The 15,564-nt window shown below is 65.7% G+C and carries 16 protein-coding genes and 1 riboswitch; of the genes, 14 read left to right on the top strand and 2 right to left on the bottom strand.

Going from position 1 to position 15,564, the window contains the following annotated elements; translation table 11 throughout:
• Positions 1-6 precede the first annotated feature (6 nt).
• Entirely contained in the window at positions 7-1,065 is a 1,059-nt protein-coding gene (locus AC1RAD_RS31290) for an MBL fold metallo-hydrolase (RefSeq protein ID WP_492739002.1), read from the bottom strand.
• A gap of 94 nt (positions 1,066-1,159) precedes the next feature.
• Here AC1RAD_RS31290 and AC1RAD_RS31285 point away from each other — a divergent pair, with 94 nt between their 5' ends.
• From AC1RAD_RS31285 to AC1RAD_RS31240, 10 genes are all read left to right on the top strand, one after another.
• Complete coding sequence (locus tag AC1RAD_RS31285; RefSeq protein WP_070062936.1) at positions 1,160-1,603, top strand: MerR family transcriptional regulator; 444 nt, start codon at positions 1,160-1,162, stop codon at positions 1,601-1,603.
• Positions 1,604-1,615: 12 nt separating this feature from the next.
• A complete protein-coding gene (gene can / locus AC1RAD_RS31280; RefSeq protein WP_062478745.1) occupies positions 1,616-2,350 on the top strand; it encodes a carbonate dehydratase in 735 nt (244 codons plus the stop codon).
• A gap of 43 nt (positions 2,351-2,393) precedes the next feature.
• A complete protein-coding gene (gene aceK / locus AC1RAD_RS31275; protein ID WP_062478759.1) occupies positions 2,394-4,214 on the top strand; it encodes a bifunctional isocitrate dehydrogenase kinase/phosphatase in 1,821 nt (606 codons plus the stop codon).
• 68 nt (positions 4,215-4,282) lie between these two features.
• Positions 4,283-5,467, top strand: coding sequence for an acetyl-CoA C-acyltransferase (locus tag AC1RAD_RS31270; RefSeq protein ID WP_095746933.1), 1,185 nt, complete (start codon positions 4,283-4,285; stop codon positions 5,465-5,467).
• A gap of 90 nt (positions 5,468-5,557) precedes the next feature.
• Positions 5,558-6,805 carry a glutamate carboxypeptidase gene (locus AC1RAD_RS31265; protein ID WP_095947901.1) on the top strand — a complete coding sequence of 416 codons (1,248 nt, stop codon included), beginning with the start codon at positions 5,558-5,560 and terminating at the stop codon, positions 6,803-6,805.
• A 40-nt stretch (positions 6,806-6,845) separates the two neighbouring features.
• On the top strand, positions 6,846-7,976 hold the full coding sequence (locus tag AC1RAD_RS31260) for an acyl-CoA dehydrogenase family protein (RefSeq protein WP_062478737.1): 1,131 nt from the start codon (positions 6,846-6,848) through the stop codon (positions 7,974-7,976).
• Between the two features lie 8 nt (positions 7,977-7,984).
• Positions 7,985-8,821: a metallophosphoesterase gene (locus AC1RAD_RS31255; RefSeq protein WP_492739000.1), complete on the top strand. Its 837-nt coding sequence runs from the start codon at positions 7,985-7,987 to the stop codon at positions 8,819-8,821.
• A gap of 117 nt (positions 8,822-8,938) precedes the next feature.
• Entirely contained in the window at positions 8,939-9,286 is a 348-nt protein-coding gene (locus AC1RAD_RS31250; RefSeq protein WP_492738998.1) for a hypothetical protein, read from the top strand.
• Positions 9,287-9,559: 273 nt separating this feature from the next.
• Positions 9,560-10,057 (top strand): hypothetical protein, encoded by a 498-nt coding sequence (locus AC1RAD_RS31245; RefSeq protein WP_492738996.1) that lies wholly within the window; start codon positions 9,560-9,562, stop codon positions 10,055-10,057.
• A gap of 249 nt (positions 10,058-10,306) precedes the next feature.
• Positions 10,307-10,981 (top strand): GNAT family N-acetyltransferase, encoded by a 675-nt coding sequence (locus AC1RAD_RS31240; protein ID WP_492738995.1) that lies wholly within the window; start codon positions 10,307-10,309, stop codon positions 10,979-10,981.
• A gap of 163 nt (positions 10,982-11,144) precedes the next feature.
• Here the strand turns inward: AC1RAD_RS31240 and AC1RAD_RS31235 are convergent, their stop codons facing one another.
• Positions 11,145-11,555 carry a hypothetical protein gene (locus AC1RAD_RS31235; protein ID WP_492738994.1) on the bottom strand — a complete coding sequence of 137 codons (411 nt, stop codon included), beginning with the start codon at positions 11,553-11,555 and terminating at the stop codon, positions 11,145-11,147.
• A 178-nt stretch (positions 11,556-11,733) separates the two neighbouring features.
• Here AC1RAD_RS31235 and AC1RAD_RS31230 point away from each other — a divergent pair, with 178 nt between their 5' ends.
• The 4 genes from AC1RAD_RS31230 (at position 11,734) to AC1RAD_RS31215 (ending at position 15,468) form a co-directional block, all read left to right on the top strand.
• The gene (locus AC1RAD_RS31230) at positions 11,734-12,165 is read left to right on the top strand and encodes a YchJ family protein (RefSeq protein ID WP_492738992.1); all 432 of its coding nucleotides are present in this window, start codon (positions 11,734-11,736) and stop codon (positions 12,163-12,165) included.
• Positions 12,166-12,192: 27 nt separating this feature from the next.
• Positions 12,193-12,298, top strand: a riboswitch (TPP riboswitch).
• Between the two features lie 91 nt (positions 12,299-12,389).
• On the top strand, positions 12,390-14,273 hold the full coding sequence (gene thiC, locus AC1RAD_RS31225) for a phosphomethylpyrimidine synthase ThiC (RefSeq protein WP_492738990.1): 1,884 nt from the start codon (positions 12,390-12,392) through the stop codon (positions 14,271-14,273).
• 89 nt (positions 14,274-14,362) lie between these two features.
• Positions 14,363-15,055 carry an HAD family hydrolase gene (locus AC1RAD_RS31220; protein WP_062478714.1) on the top strand — a complete coding sequence of 231 codons (693 nt, stop codon included), beginning with the start codon at positions 14,363-14,365 and terminating at the stop codon, positions 15,053-15,055.
• 86 nt (positions 15,056-15,141) lie between these two features.
• Positions 15,142-15,468 carry a thioredoxin family protein gene (locus tag AC1RAD_RS31215; protein ID WP_492738989.1) on the top strand — a complete coding sequence of 109 codons (327 nt, stop codon included), beginning with the start codon at positions 15,142-15,144 and terminating at the stop codon, positions 15,466-15,468.
• The last annotated feature ends 96 nt before the right edge of the window (positions 15,469-15,564 follow it).

Raw genomic sequence — 15,564 nt, 5'->3', positions numbered from 1 at the left:
CCGACGCTACCTGGCGCCGAAGCGGTAGATGCCGTCGGCATCCAGCGTGCGCTTCACCTGCCCCGAGAACCACAGCAGGTGCAGGTGGGCCACGGTCTCGCCCATGGCGAAGGTGATCTGGTGCAGGTCGAGCTCGCGCTTGAACAGGATCGGCAGGCCCTCCGACGCCGTGATCGGGCGCGCGAGGCAGGCCTCGAGCAGCTCGGCCAGGCGGTCGCGGTGGTGCTCCTGCAGCTGGTCGACGCGGCGGTGGATGCCGGTGAAGGGCTTGCCGTGCGAGGGCAGGCCCAGCGTGTCGGCCGGCAGGGCCTTGAACTTGTCGATGCTGTCCAGGAACAGGCGCAGCGAATTGGCCTCGGGCTCGCCCGCGTGCACGCTCACGTTGGTCGAGATGCGCGGCAGCATCATGTCGCCGCCCAGCAGCAGCTTCGGCTCGGCGCAGTACAGCGCGATGTGCTCGGGCGCATGGCCGTAGCCGCTGATGCAGCGCCAGTCGCGTCCGCCGATGGTGACGATGTCGCCGTCCATCATGCGCACGTAGCGGGCGGGCACGCTGGGCACCATGTTGGTGTAGTAGCTGGTGCGCGCGCGGATCTTGGCGATCGACTCGGGGTTGGTCAGGCCGTGCGAGGCGAAGAAGTCGGCCGCCGCGTCGCCGCCCGCGAGCGTGTCGCCGGCGCTGCACAGCACGCGTGCCACGTGGTAGTCGGTGGCGCTGATCCACAGCGGCGCGTTCCAGCGCTGGCACAGCCAGTCGGCCAGGCCGATGTGGTCGGGGTGCATGTGGGTCACGATCACGCGCAGGATCGGCAGGCCCTGCAGCTGGGTCTCGAAAATCTGCTCCCACTGCGCGCGGGCCTCGTCGTGCGCGATGCAGCAGTCGACCACCGTCCAGCCCTCGACGCCGTCGACTGTGTCGCGCAGCAGCCAGAGGTTGATGTGGTCCAGCGCAAAGGGCAGCCGCATGCGGATCCAGCGCACGCCGGGCGCGACTTCCAGTGCTTCGCCAGCGGCGGGCAGGGTGTCGCCCAGGGGGTAGTGGAGTTCGCGTTCGAGGAGGTTCATGTATGATTGACGTTTACGTAAACGTCATGGTTTGAGGCATCATTGTAGAGAATGCGCCGCCAACCTGCTGTCGCCCCCGCAACCCTTGCCGCCCATGCCCGCGCAGACCTTCACCATCAGCCAGCTCGCCAAGGAGTTCGACCTCACGACGCGCGCCATCCGCTTCTATGAAGACATGGGCCTGCTGTCGCCGGAGCGGGCCGGCCTGCAGCGCGTGTACAGCGCGCGCGACCGGGCGCGGCTCACGCTCACGCTGCGCGCCAAGCGCCTGGGCCTGACGCTGGTCGAGGCGAAAGACATCCTGGACATGTACGACAGCCCGCGCGACACCGTGCCGCAGCTGGAAAAATTCCTGGGCGTGCTCGGCGCCCACCGCGCGCAGCTCGAGGCGCAGCTGGCCGAACTGCAGGCCAACCTCGCCGAAGTGCGCGAGCACGAGAAAAAGGGTCGCGCCACCCTGACCAGGGCGCAGAAGGCCGCCAAGGCCGTCCAGGACGCCCGAGGTGGCGAAAACACGCCCGACACGACGACTCACTGACAATAGACCACCATGCCCTCCGACAACCTCGACGACCTCTTTGCCCACAACCGTGCCTGGTCCGCCCAGATGGAGCGTGACCGGCCCGGCTTCTTCACCGGCCTTGTCAAGCAGCAGACGCCGCGCTACATGTGGATCGGCTGTTCCGACAGCCGCGTGCCCGCCAACCAGATCACCGGGCTGGAGCCGGGTGAGGTGTTCGTGCACCGCAACGTCGCCAACATCGTGGTGCACTCCGACCTCAACGCGCTCTCGGCGATCCAGTTCGCGGTCGAGCACCTGAAGGTCGAGCACATCATGGTGGTCGGCCACTACGGCTGCGCCGGCGTCAAGGCCGCGCTCAGCGGCAAGCGCATCGGCCTGGCCGACAACTGGATCCGCCACATCCAGGACGTGCGCGACCGCCACAGCGTGATGCTCGACAGCCTGCCCGAAGACGTGCGCGTCGATGCGCTGTGCGAGCTCAACGTGGCCGAGCAGGTGGTCAACGTGGCCGTCAGCACCGTCATGGTCGACGCCTGGGCGCGCGGCCAGAAGGTGCGCATCCACGGCTGGACCTTCGGCGTGCACGACGGCCTGCTGCAAGACCTCGGCCTGAGTGTCGAGGGCGACAAGCCGCTCGACGCCATCTACAAGGCCGCCGTGCAGCGCATCCGCTACAAGTGGAGCAAGCCGGCCGGCGCCTCGCCGTCGGCGCAGGCGGGTGCCGACGGCACCGAAGGCACCGAGACGCCGCCAGCCGCCTGAGTTCGCTGCCGCTGCCATCGCCGCCCCCGTCGGTATTGCCGCCATGTTCCCGCAGCGCCTCGATTCGCCGCTGGCCTACGACATCGCGAAGGCGATGATCGACGGGTTCAACCGGCACTACCGGCTGTTCCGCGCCGAATCGGCGCGCGCCAAGCACCGCTTCGAAACGGCCGACTGGCACGGCCAGCAGCGGGCGCAGCGCGAGCGCATCGAGTTCTACGATCTGCGCGTGAACGAGGCCGTGGCCCGGCTCGAAAAAGAGTTCAAGGCCGGCGACCAGCCCATGGAGGTCTGGCACCAGGTCAAGCTGCACTTCATCGGCCTGCTGGTGAACCACCACCAGCCCGAGCTGGCCGAGAGTTTCTTCAACTCGGTCACCACGAAGATCCTGCACCGGGCCTACTTCCAGAACGACTTCATCTTCGTGCGCCCGGCCATCAGCACCGAGTACATCGAGCCGCGCGGCGCACCCACCTACCGGCCGTACTACCCTTCGCAGGCGACGCTGCCCGACATCATCGAGCAGATGCTCGACGACTTCGCGCTGCAGGGCAGCTACGCCAACAAGCGGCGCGACGCCGAGCGCGTGGCGCACGTCATCCTGAACCGCTTCCACCAGGTCAAGCTGCGCGCCAACTTCCAGCTGCAGGTGCTGTCGGGCCTGTTCTACCGGAACAAGGGCGCGTACGTGGTCGGCAAGATCATGAACGGCTTCACCGAGATCCCGTTCTCGCTGCCCATCCTGCACGACACCCACGGCAAGTTCTACATTGACGCGGCGCTGTTCGGCGAGGACGACCTGCAGATGCTGTTCAGCTTTGCGCGCGCCTACTTCATGGTCGACATGGAAGTGCCCTCGGCCTGGGTGCAGTTCCTGCGCTCGCTCATGCCGCGCAAGCCGCGCGCCGAAATCTACAACGCGCTCGGCCTGGCCAAGCAGGGCAAGACGCTGTTCTACCGCGACTTCCTCTCGCACCTGAACTACTCGAGCGACCGCTTTCGCATCGCGCCCGGCATCAAGGGCATGGTCATGCTGGTGTTCGACCTGCCCTCGTTCCCCTTCGTGTTCAAGGTCATCAAAGACTTCTATCCGCCACAGAAAGACACCACGCGCGAGCAGATCAAGGGCAAGTACATGCTCGTGAAGCAGCACGACCGCGTGGGCCGCATGGCCGACACGCTCGAGTACAGCAACGTGGGCTTTCCGCTCGACCGCTTCGAGCCCGAGCTCATCGAGGAGATCCGCAAGTTCGCACCCAGCCAGCTCGAGATCGGCGACCGCGACGGCAACGGGGAGATGGAGGTCGTGCTCAAGCACGTCTACATCGAGCGCCGCATGATCCCGCTGAACATCTACCTGCAGGAAGCCTTCGACACGCTGGCCCACCCCGAGAGCCCGGCCCAGGCCCGACGCGCCAAGGACCAGCTGGAGCATGCGGTCATCGAGTACGGCAACGCCATCAAGGACATGGTGGCCGCCAACATCTTCCCCGGCGACATGCTGTGGAAGAACTTCGGCGTCACGCGCGGCGGCAAGGTCGTGTTCTACGACTACGACGAAATCGAATACGTCACCGACTGCAAGTTCCGCAAGGTGCCCACGCCGCGCAACGAAGAAGACGAGATGAGCGGCGAGGTCTGGTATTCGGTCGGCCCGAAGGACGTGTTCCCCGAGACCTTCGAGCCCTTTCTGCTGGGCAACAAGGACGTGCGCGCCGCCTTCATGGCGCACCACGCCGACCTGCTCGACGCCGCCTTCTGGCAGCACCACAAGGAACGCATCCAGGCCGGCCAGATGCTCGATGTGTTCCCGTACGAAGAGTCGCAACGCTTCCAGCATGAAGGCCACGCGACGCATTTCTGACCGCCCGTTTCTGATTCCGTTTTCGTTTCTTTTCTGATTTCACTTTCACATTCCTGAAGGAGACCTCCATGTCCGAATCCATCGTCATCGTCGGCGCCGCCCGCACCCCCATGGGTGGCTTCCAGGGCGACTTTTCGTCCCTCTCCGCGCACGATCTGGGCGGCGCGGCCATCAAGGCGGCTGTCGAGCGCGCCGGCATCGCGCCCGAGAGCGTGGGTGAAGTGCTGTTCGGCAACTGCCTCATGGCCGGCCAGGGCCAGGCCCCGGCGCGCCAGGCGGCCTACAAGGGCGGCCTGCCTGACAGCGCGGGCGCCGTCACGCTCAGCAAGATGTGCGGCTCGGCCATGAAGGCCGCGATGCTCGCGCACGACCTGCTGCTGGCCGGCACGCACGACGTCATCGTGGCGGGTGGCATGGAAAGCATGACCAACGCGCCCTACCTCATGCTCAAGGGCCGCGGCGGCTACCGCATGGGCCACGACAAGATCTATGACCACATGATGCTCGACGGCCTCGAAGACGCCTACCAGCCGGGCCGCTCCATGGGCACCTTCGGCGAAGACTGCGCCGCCAAGTACAACTTCACGCGCGAGCAGCAAGACGCCTTCGCCATCGCCAGCGTGCAGCGCGCCAAGGCAGCCACCGAGTCGGGCGCCTTCAAGGACGAGATCACGCCCGTCACCGTGAAGGGCCGCGGCGGCGACACCGTCATCTCCATCGACGAAGGCCCGGGCAAGGTCAAGCTCGACAAGATCCCCACGCTCAAGCCCGCGTTCAAGAAAGAAAACGGCACCATCACCGCCGCCTCGAGCTCGTCGATCAACGACGGCGCCGCCGCGCTGGTCATGATGACCGAGTCGCATGCGAAGAAGATCGGCGCCAAGCCGCTGGCGCGCATCGTCGGCCACGCCACGCACGCACAGCAGCCCGAGTGGTTCTCCACCGCGCCGGTCGGTGCCGTGCAGAAGCTCTTCGCCAAGACCGGCTGGAGCGTGAAGGACGTCGACCTGTGGGAAGTGAACGAAGCCTTCGCCGTCGTGCCCATGGCCCTCATGCACGAGCTCGACGTGTCGCACGACATCGTCAACGTGAACGGCGGCGCCTGCGCGCTGGGCCACCCCATCGGCGCCAGCGGCGCGCGCATCATGGTCACGCTGCTGCACGCGCTGAAGGCGCGCGGCAAGAAGCGCGGCGTCGCCACGCTGTGCATCGGCGGCGGCGAAGGCACCGCCGTCGCGCTCGAATTGCTATAACGCCAGGAGCCGCCGGCGCCCGGGAGAGGGCGCCGGCCGGTTTCCACCCCGGACAGTTCAAACAAAACCATGCGTAGAGCAGGAGATTTCATGCGCCCATCCATTCACCGTACCGCCGTTGCCGCCGTGCTCGCTACCGCCTTCGTGGCCGGTGGCGCCTGGGCCCAGAAGCGCGACAACGTGCTGTTCCAGGCCGCCACCGACGAGCAGCCGGCGGTGATCAAGACGCTCGAGAAGCTCGTCAACATCGAGACCGGCACCGGTGACGCCGAAGGCATGGCCGCCGCTGGCGCATACCTCGAAGGCGAGCTGAAGAACCTCGGCTTCACCGTCACGCGCAGCAAGTCGGCCGGCCTCGTGGTCGGCGACAACATCGTGGGCAAGCTCAAGGGTCGCGGCGGCAAGAACCTGCTGCTCATGTCGCACATGGACACCGTGTACACCAAGGGCACGCTCGCCAAGGCGCCCTTCCGCATCGAAGGCGACAAGGCCTACGGCCCCGGCATCGCCGACGACAAGGGCGGCAACGCCGTCATCCTGCACACGCTCAAGCTGCTCAAGGACTACGGCGTGCGCGACTACGGCACCATCACCGTGCTGTTCAACACCGACGAAGAAAAGGGCTCCTTCGGGTCGCGCGACCTGATTCAGGAAGAAGCCAAGCTGGCCGACTACGTGCTCTCGTTCGAGCCCACCAGCGCCGGCGACGAGAAGATGTCGCTCGGCACCTCGGGCATCGCCTACGTGCAGGTCAACATCACCGGCAAGGCCTCGCACGCGGGCGCCGCACCCGAGCTGGGCGTGAACGCGCTGGTCGAAGCCTCCGACCTCGTGCTGCGCACCATGAGCATCGACGACAAGTCGAAGAACCTGCGCTTCAACTGGACCATCGCCAAGGCCGGCAACGTGTCGAACATCATCCCGGCCAGCGCCACGCTGAACGCCGACGTGCGCTACGCACGCAACGAAGACTTCGACGCCGCCATGAAGACGCTCGAAGAAAAGGCGCAGCAGAAGAAGTTGCCCGAGGCCGACGTCAAGGTGCTCGTCACGCGCGGCCGTCCGGCCTTCAACGCGGGCGAGGGCGGCAAGAAGCTCGTCGACAAGGCCGTGGTCTTCTACAAGGAAGCCGGCGGCACCGTGGGTGTTGAAGAGCGCACCGGCGGCGGCACCGACGCAGCCTACGCGGCGCTCTCGGGCAAGCCCGTGATCGAAAGCCTGGGCCTGCCCGGCTTCGGCTATCACAGCGACAAGGCCGAGTACGTCGACATCAGCGCCATTCCGCGCCGCCTGTACATGGCCGCGCGCCTGATCATGGACCTGGGCGCCGGCAAGTAAGCCTCGCACCCACCGACAAGAAAGAACTGGAGACAACGCCATGCTGCTCAGCGCAGACCAGGAAGCCATCCGCGACGCGGTGCGCGATTTTTCGCAAGCCGAGTTGTGGCCCAACGCCCCCAAGTGGGACCGTGACCACAGCTTTCCGAAGGAAGTGCACCAGGGCCTGGCCGCGCTGGGCGCCTACGGCATCTGCGTGCCCGAGGAGCATGGCGGCGCGGGCCTCGACTACCTCACGCTCGCACTCGTGCTCGAAGAGATTGCGGCCGGCGACGGCGGCACCAGCACCGCCATCAGCGTGACCAACTGCCCTGTCAACGCCATCCTCATGCGCTACGGCAACGCGCAGCAGAAGAAGAAGTGGCTCGAGCCGCTGGCCCAGGGCCAGATGCTCGGCGCCTTCTGCCTCACCGAACCGCAGGCCGGCAGCGATGCCTCGAGCCTGCGCACCACCGCGCGCAAGGACGGCGACGGTTACGTGATCGACGGCGTGAAGCAGTTCATCACCAGCGGCAAGAACGGCCAGGTCGCCATCGTCATCGCGGTGACCGACAAGGGCGCCGGCAAGCGCGGCATGAGCGCGTTCATCGTGCCCACCGACGCGCCCGGCTACAACGTTGCGCGTTTGGAAGACAAGCTCGGCCAGCACAGCAGCGACACCGCGCAGATCAACTTCGACAGCTGCCGCATTCCGGCCGAGAACCTCATCGGCGCCGAAGGCGAGGGCTACAAGATCGCGCTCGGCGCACTCGAAGGCGGGCGCATCGGCATCGCCGCGCAGAGCGTGGGCATGGCCCGCAGCGCCTTCGACGTGGCCGTGGCCTACGCCAAGGAGCGCCAGGCCTTCGGCGGCGCCATCTTCGACCAGCAGGCCGTCGGCTTTCGGCTGGCTGAATGCGCCACGCAGATCGAAGCCGCACGCCAGCTCATCTGGCACGCCGCCAGCCTGCGCGACGCCGGCCGGCCCTGCCTGAAAGAGGCCGCCATGGCCAAGCTCTTCGCCAGCGAAATGGCCGAGCGCGTGTGCAGCGCCGCCATCCAGACGCTGGGCGGCTACGGCTACGTGAACGACTTTCCGCTGGAGCGCATCTACCGCGACGTGCGCGTGTGCCAGATCTACGAAGGCACGTCGGACATCCAGAAGCTGTTGATTCAACGCGCGCTCGCCTGATCGATCACGTGAGCCGGCGCCGCGGCCGACCCTGGGGCTCGATCGCCGCGGCACTCGTGCTCGCGGCGCTGGCCGCCTGGAGCGTCGTCATCGAGCCGCGCTGGGTGGCCGCGCGTGTCGAGCCCTTGGGATCGGCGCAGTGGCAGCCCCCGGCCGGCCTGAAGGTCGCCGTGGCCAGCGACTGGCACCTCAGCACGCGCTCGCTGTGGCGCGTGACCAGCGCCGACCGCGCCGCGGCCATCGTCGACCAGATCAACGCGGCGCAGCCCGGCGTGATCCTGCTGCCCGGCGACTTTTTAGCGGGCTCCGGCGACGACGAAGACTTTTCCATCGAAGCCATGGCCGCCGTGCTCGGCCGCCTGAAGGCGCCGCAGGGCGTGTACGCGGTGCTCGGCAGCCACGACTGGTGGCACGACGGCGAACGCACCGCCAAGGCCCTGTCCGCGCAGGGCATCCGCGTGCTGGAGAACGCCTCGGTGCGCCTGCCCGGGCACGACCTCTGGGTGGTCGGCATCGGCGACGACTCCACCGGCCATTCGCAGCCCGACAAGGCCCTGGCCGGCCTGCCGCCCGGCGCCGCCACGCTGGTCATGATGCACGACCCTTTTAGCTTCGCCGGCATGCCGCGCACGCGGGGCCTCGTGGTGGCGGGGCACACGCACGGCGGGCAGATCAGCGTGCCGGGCTACGGCGCACTCGTGGTGCCCGGGCGTGCGCCGCGTGAATGGGCTTATGGCTGGATCGCGCACAAGGACAACAAGCGCATGTACGTGACCAGCGGGCTTGGTGTGAGCATCCTGCCGGTTCGGTTCAACATGCGGCCTGAGTGGGTGATGTTTCGGTAGGGTGGCGTGGGCGCTTGACGGGCGTCGTGGAGGCCGCGAACATTGCCGTCGCCTTGTGAGATGCAAGGCCGGGTTTAGCAGCCCGCTGACATCCTGCGCAGCAATCCTTGGAGGCCTATGGCCAATGCTTCAAGCGCAGTCACCGACGCCGGTTGTTCCTGTGCGTCTTCCCGTTCCAACGCTCAATTCAAACCCTTCGAATGGGTGCAAGGCGAACGGCTCCCTCCTTCACTGCAAAGCCACGCGGCGTTTCTCAACGAGGCGCGCGATGTGGTGCAGGGCGCGCAGACGTTGGTTCAGTTGCTCGAATGGGATGAGGATCGGCGCGACGCCGCTTCTTCTGATGCAGGCTCCGCGCCGCTTTTCGATGCATGCCAGCGCAGTTCGCTGCAGCGGTTTCTTGCGGTCTCGCTGGGGCTGCTGCATGCGCGGATTGAAGCGCAGTGTGAGGCGTTGACTGAGTAGGAGCGCGACGCAGGGGCGTTCTTCTCGTTTCAGAAGACATGGGCCTGTGCATTTCGGTTGCCCCGCTTTCGGCCAGGAGCGGGCATTCAAGTGCGTGAATCCGTTTGAGTCGCAAAGCCACCCAAACAGGTCGGATGTGCCGCAAGACTTCATTCGGACTTCATCAAGCTCGAACCCACCCGCGATAGCCTGCGACAGCAATGTCGCTCTTCGTACGTAGGCTCAAACCAAATGGCACAAGCTCGGCAAGTTGAGGGCAACCGAACGCCGATCTTGGCACGCCTGCTGGGGCTCCTTTGCGTGGCGATTTCTTGGTTCGCTCTGATCCTCGCGGCACCGATCTTTGTCATCGCGTGTTTTGATGCCACGCACCTGACGCATCGAATCAGCCCCTCCGAGCAAGATCACATCGAAATCGTTTCCCGTTACGCACGGACTTTCATCGATCAGAACAAAAGACTCCCGGACCACGACGAGTACCGAAATTGGGTGGTCGCCACTGACAAACAGCAAGGGACGCATCTCGATGGGCTCGGGTACTCCTTGCACACGGAATGCGCGAAAGAGATCGGGGACTTCTGTGTGGGCTTCTTGGCCGACGATGTCTGGGTGACCTACAGGTCAGGGCAGGCAAGCCGTGCGGAGGTGGCGATCGATGGCCGTCTGGGCGAGGCATGGCTCGAAGGAGGTGCCTTTGCGGGACTACTGGCCATCGCCGTCTTCTTCAGGCGGGCTGCCAGTGTCAGGCGGAGGTCTTCGCAAATTGAATGACTTCTTCAGAGATGCTGCTATGTCTCTTGCGGGCCCTGAGCCGACTACGGGGCCTCTTCCCAAAAGCGGCCCTTGATTCAAAACGGATTGATCGGTGCCCGAAACATACAGTCGGCGGGCCCGGTCCCTGTCTACGGGCAACGCTATAGTTTGCTGACTTCACACTTGCCGGGTTTAGCGGATTTTTGTACCTGGGTTTTAAACAGGCATCCCTGTGCAAATTCAGGCCACAAGCCACTTACAGGAGGAATGAGTGTCCAGAATATCTCGCACGGTCCAGTTTATTTCGCAAGGTTTGCGAGATACATCACCCGGCAAGCCGGGCGCCGCCTCTCATGTCAAACGTTAGACCGCAGGCAGCTCATGGTCGACTACCCAACGCTCGAGACATCCCGACTCACCCTGCGTGAGATTCTGGAATCGGATGCGGAAAGTCTCCTTCAAATCCATGGTGACCACGAGCACATGCGATGGTTCGGGTCGGATCCGATTCCCAATCTTGAGGACGCCAGGAAGCTAGTCGCTACGTTTGCGAGCTGGCGGAAAGAGCCGGTTTCTGGAGCGCGCTGGGCCATGGAGCTGAAAGACCGACCAGGACTGATTGGTACGTGCGGCCTGTTTCGCTGGAATCGAAACTGGAGATCCTGCGTAGTCGGATACGAAATCGCTCCGGCGCATCAGGGGCGTGGATACGTAAGAGAAGCGCTAGAAGCAGTTATCACGTGGGGGTTCCGAGAGGTGCAACTAAATCGAATCGAGGCGCAGGTGCACCCTGACAACAAGGCGTCTCTGGCATTGCTCGCAACGCTTGGCTTTCTGCAAGAGGGGCATCAACGGGATGCAGGGTACTGGGCAGGCCGGCACCACGACCTTCTGCAATATGCTTTGCTTAAGGCTCAGTGGAGTACAACGAGTGTGGTCTAACAGGTCGTTCGACACGGACACGCAGCGGCTGTGCGCCGCAGGCTGTGTACGTGAACATACGTCTTGCGGCGCAACGCCACTGCGCACCGGTCAACTCCGACGTTGAGTGTCCGCTTTACCTAAGAGCCACCGACTGCTCCTGGCCGGTTGCAGGCAGACAAAGCTACTGTGCGTGGACTCTGAATCCCAAGTAGAGAAAAAACGCCACAACCGCCCCGACGATGGCAAGCCCAACCGACCACGGAATGTCCATGTCACTGCGCTCGCGACGCGAGACGCCATCCATACGGGTCAGCATCGTGCGTCGCTGGTCCGGCGTGTTGATGAGGAACTTGACGACGCCTGCAATGCCGCAAAGCGCAACGGCACCCCCGATGATCATCAATCCCCAGACTTCCATATTGAACGTGAGGGGAAATGCACCATCGGCGCTTGCGACAAAGGGTTCACGTCCCCTTCGCGTGACAACGATTTGTCCGGCGCGCCATGCGTTGAATCCGTGCAGAAAGGCAAAGACGCCCAAGGAGAGTGTCGCAGCGAGCAGGAAGAACAGCTTGAGGAATCGCAAAAGCATGCTTTGGTGTTCAGCTTGAAGGAACGAAACGCCGGACGACTTTAGCGGCACAAGCCATTGGCGCAAGAGGCCCCGGCGCCTTTGGCCCCGGCAGGTCCTCGCAAAGCGGGCATGCCCGAAGCCCCCCCACACCCCACCTTCAACCCCCGCCGCGCCAAGTGTTCCAATAGAGCCCTTCATGAGCGCCACCGACCCCACTCCCGGCCCCTGCCCCTGCGGCCGCACCGACCGTCGCGACAAGCCCATCGGCTACGCCCTGTGCTGTGGGCGCTACCTCGACGATTTCGAGAACACGCTGGCGCCCGACGCCGAATCGCTGATGCGTTCGCGCTATTCGGCCTTCGTGCTGGCGCGTGCCGATTACCTGCTCGCCACCTGGCATGCGTCGAAGCGGCCGGCCTCGGTCGAGTTCGAGCCGGGTGTCAAATGGCTGGGCTTGGACATCCGCTCGCGCTCGGTGCTCGACGCCGACCACGCCGAGGTCGAGTTCGTCGCCCGCCAGCGAGGCGCGACGGGCGTGGCGTTCCGCCTGCACGAGCGCAGCCGCTTCGTGCGCGAGGACGAGCGCTGGTTCTACGTCGACGGCGACCTGCACCAGCCCCCGGGTTGACGGCGGCGGGCTTCGGCCCGCACAATCGGCCCCGCTCCGGGGTGCACACATGTGGTGTGCTGAGATGGCAAAGCTGCCGACCCGCGAACTTGATCCGGGTCATACCGGCGTAAGAAGAGCTGCACTCCCTGACTTCGGTCCGTCACTCCCTTTTTCGGTGGCGGGCCTCCCGAGGTCCACGAGCGATTGCGGAGCACCCTTTCCCTCAACAAGGAGTGCCTCCGATGAATGCCCCCGACAAGTTCACCTCGCTGCTGTCGCTGACGCGCGAACCCTTTCCCGCCTCGCACAAGTGCGTCATTCCGGGCAGCCGGCCCGACCTGTTCGTGCCCGTGCGCGACGTGGCGCTGACCAACGGCGAAACCGTCTCCCTGTACGACACCTCGGGCCCCTACACCGACCCGAAGGTCGAGATCGACGTGCGCCGCGGCCTGCCCGATGTGCGCAGCGCCTGGGTCATCGAGCGCGGTGACACCGAAAGCTACGAAGGCCGCACGCACCACGCGCTGGACGACGGCGCCAAGAACGAAGACCGCGACGCGCAGCGCCTGGCCGAGCTGCGCGCCGGTGCCTCGGCGTTGCAGCGCACGCCGCGCCGCGCCAAGTCGGGCGCCAACGTCACGCAGATGCACTACGCGCGCCGAGGCATCGTCACGCCCGAGATGGAATACGTGGCCCTGCGCGAGAACGGCAAGCGCGAGTGGATGGCCGAGTACCTGGCCAACGAGGAGCGCGCCAAGCGCGTGGCGGGCAACCCGATGGGCGCGAGCATTCCGCGCATCATCACGCCCGAGTTCGTGCGCGACGAAGTGGCCCGTGGCCGCGCGATCATTCCCGCGAACATCAACCACCCCGAGGTCGAGCCGATGGCCATCGGGCGCAATTTCAAGGTGAAGATCAACGCCAACATCGGCAACTCGGCCGTCACCTCGAGCATCGAGGAAGAGGTCGAAAAGCTGGTGTGGGCCATCCGTTGGGGCGCCGACAACGTCATGGACCTGTCGACCGGCAAGAACATCCACACCACGCGCGACTGGATCGTGCGCAACTCGCCGGTGCCCATCGGCACGGTGCCGATCTACCAGGCGCTCGAAAAGGTGGGCGGCGTGGCCGAAGACCTCACCTGGGAAATCTACCGCGACACGCTCATCGAGCAGGCGGAGCAGGGCGTCGACTACTTCACCATCCACGCGGGCCTGCGCCTGCCGTTCATCCACCTCACGGCGGACCGCATGACGGGCATCGTGTCGCGCGGCGGCTCGATCATGGCCAAGTGGTGCATCGCGCACCACAAGGAGAGCTTCCTCTACACGCACTTCGAGGACATCTGCGACATCATGAAGGCCTACGACGTGAGCTTCTCGCTCGGCGACGGCCTGCGCCCCGGCTCGGGTGCCGACGCGAACGACGAGGCGCAGTTTGCCGAGCTGCGCACGCTGGGCGAGCTCACGCAGATCGCCTGGAAGCACGACGTGCAGACCATGATCGAAGGCCCGGGCCACGTGCCGATGCACATGATCCAGGCCAACATGGACGAGCAGATCAAGCACTGCCACGAAGCGCCGTTCTACACGCTCGGCCCGCTGACCATCGACATCGCACCGGGCTACGACCACATCTCCAGCGCCATCGGCGCCGCGATGATCGGCTGGGCCGGCACGGCGATGCTCTGCTACGTGACGCCCAAGGAGCACCTGGGCCTGCCCGACCGCGACGACGTGAAGCAGGGGATCATTGCCTACAAGATCGCCGCGCACGCCGCCGACGTGGCCAAGGGCCACCCGGGTGCGCGCTCGCGCGACGACGCCCTGAGCAAGGCGCGCTTCGAGTTCCGCTGGCAAGACCAGTTCAACCTGGGCCTGGACCCCGACACGGCGCGCGAATTCCACGACGAGACGCTGCCGAAGGATTCGAGCAAGGTGGCGCATTTCTGCTCGATGTGCGGCCCCAAGTTCTGCTCGATGAAGATCACGCAGGAAGTGCGTGAGTACGCGGCCAAGAAGGGCGTGGCGGAGCGCGAGGCCGTGGTCGAGGGCATGGAAGAGAAGTCGAAGGAATTCATGGCCGGCGGCGGCGAGATGTACATCCCCATCCGCCCCGTCGCCTGAGGCGGTGAATGACCCGATAGCCTGAGTCTGCCCGTGCGGAAAGGGGGCGTTGCTACCATGGGGCCAGACCCCTGAACTCCAGCCTCGCAATGACCCCTTTCCCCTTTTCCGCCGTTCTCTTCGATTGCGACGGCGTGCTCGTCGATTCCGAACCCATCACCAACCGCGTGCTTGCCGACATGCTCGGCGAACTCGGCTGGCAGCTCACGGCCGAGGAATCGATGAACATCTTCACCGGCAAGGCCGTGAAGGACGAGACGGCGCTCATCGAGGCCAAGACCGGCTTCAAGATCACCGACGACTGGCTGCGCGGCTTCCGCGCCCGCCGCAACGAGGCGCTGGACCGCGACCTCGTCGCCATTCCCCATGCGCCCGCCGCCATCCGCGAGATCCATGCGCGCCTCAAGGGCCGCATCGCCTGCGCTTCGGGCGCCGACCGCCACAAGGTCGAGCTGCAGCTGGCCAAGGTCGGCCTGCTCGACTGTTTCGAGGGCCGCATCTTCAGCGGCCACGAGATGCCGCGCTCCAAGCCGCATCCCGACGTGTACCTGGCTGCGGCGGAAGCGCTCGGCGTCGATCCGAAGCGCTGCGCGGTGGTCGAAGACACGGTCACCGGCGCGATGGCCGGCGTGGCCGCGGGCGCCACGGTGTTCGGCTACAGCACGGGCGAGTCGGGTCACAGCGGTCCGGGCGCGCTGCGCGCCGCGGGCGCTGTGGCCGTGTTCAGCGACATGACCGGGCTGCCCGCATTGCTCGCCGGCTACGGCCTGCAGGCGGCCTGAGTTTCTGGTGCAATGACGCCCGTCAGCGTGTGGCGCGCCCGTCGCCTTCACGCGCTCCTTCCCACGAATTCGCAAGGACCCCGCCCATGACCTCCGAGTACCAGACCGAGCAACCCGACCGCAGCGAGATCGACGCGCTCCAGGGCCCGGCCGTGGTGGAGTTCGGCACCAACTGGTGCGGCATCTGCAAGGCCGCGCAGCCGAACATCGCCGACGCCTTTGCCAAGTACCCGAACGTGCGCCGCATCAAGGTGGAAGACGGCAGCGGCCGCCCGCTGGGGCGTTCGTTCAACGTGCGGCTGTGGCCCACGCTGGTGTTCATGCGCGACGGGCAACAGGTCGCGAAGCTGGTGCGGCCGGAAGACAGCCAGTCGATCGCCGATGCGCTGGCGTTGATCGATTCGCCGGCCTGAGTTCCGTTATTCAGGGCGACGCTCCCGCCGACGGGGAGCCTTGCTCCGCGAATGTCCCCCGGGGCTTCGCCCCTCCTCCTTGATTTCGCTGCGCAA

The organism is Variovorax sp. GW823-FHT04B03 (genome assembly GCF_058796495.1).
Note: the sequence above shows the minus strand (reverse complement) of the source record. Positions and strands in the feature narration are given on the sequence as shown.

What these genes read in the sequence shown, in the direction of transcription:
- AC1RAD_RS31290 (WP_492739002.1), bottom strand. Translation starts at nt 1,065, where the DNA reads ATGAACCTCCTCGAACGCGAACTCCACTACCCCCTGGGCGACACCCTG.
- AC1RAD_RS31285 (WP_070062936.1), top strand. Translation starts at nt 1,160, where the DNA reads ATGCCCGCGCAGACCTTCACCATCAGCCAGCTCGCCAAGGAGTTCGAC.
- can (WP_062478745.1), top strand. Translation starts at nt 1,616, where the DNA reads ATGCCCTCCGACAACCTCGACGACCTCTTTGCCCACAACCGTGCCTGG.
- aceK (WP_062478759.1), top strand. Translation starts at nt 2,394, where the DNA reads ATGTTCCCGCAGCGCCTCGATTCGCCGCTGGCCTACGACATCGCGAAG.
- AC1RAD_RS31270 (WP_095746933.1), top strand. Translation starts at nt 4,283, where the DNA reads ATGTCCGAATCCATCGTCATCGTCGGCGCCGCCCGCACCCCCATGGGT.
- AC1RAD_RS31265 (WP_095947901.1), top strand. Translation starts at nt 5,558, where the DNA reads ATGCGCCCATCCATTCACCGTACCGCCGTTGCCGCCGTGCTCGCTACC.
- AC1RAD_RS31260 (WP_062478737.1), top strand. Translation starts at nt 6,846, where the DNA reads ATGCTGCTCAGCGCAGACCAGGAAGCCATCCGCGACGCGGTGCGCGAT.
- AC1RAD_RS31250 (WP_492738998.1), top strand. Translation starts at nt 8,939, where the DNA reads ATGGCCAATGCTTCAAGCGCAGTCACCGACGCCGGTTGTTCCTGTGCG.
- AC1RAD_RS31240 (WP_492738995.1), top strand. Translation starts at nt 10,307, where the DNA reads ATGAGTGTCCAGAATATCTCGCACGGTCCAGTTTATTTCGCAAGGTTT.
- AC1RAD_RS31235 (WP_492738994.1), bottom strand. Translation starts at nt 11,555, where the DNA reads ATGCTTTTGCGATTCCTCAAGCTGTTCTTCCTGCTCGCTGCGACACTC.
- AC1RAD_RS31230 (WP_492738992.1), top strand. Translation starts at nt 11,734, where the DNA reads ATGAGCGCCACCGACCCCACTCCCGGCCCCTGCCCCTGCGGCCGCACC.
- thiC (WP_492738990.1), top strand. Translation starts at nt 12,390, where the DNA reads ATGAATGCCCCCGACAAGTTCACCTCGCTGCTGTCGCTGACGCGCGAA.
- AC1RAD_RS31220 (WP_062478714.1), top strand. Translation starts at nt 14,363, where the DNA reads ATGACCCCTTTCCCCTTTTCCGCCGTTCTCTTCGATTGCGACGGCGTG.
- AC1RAD_RS31215 (WP_492738989.1), top strand. Translation starts at nt 15,142, where the DNA reads ATGACCTCCGAGTACCAGACCGAGCAACCCGACCGCAGCGAGATCGAC.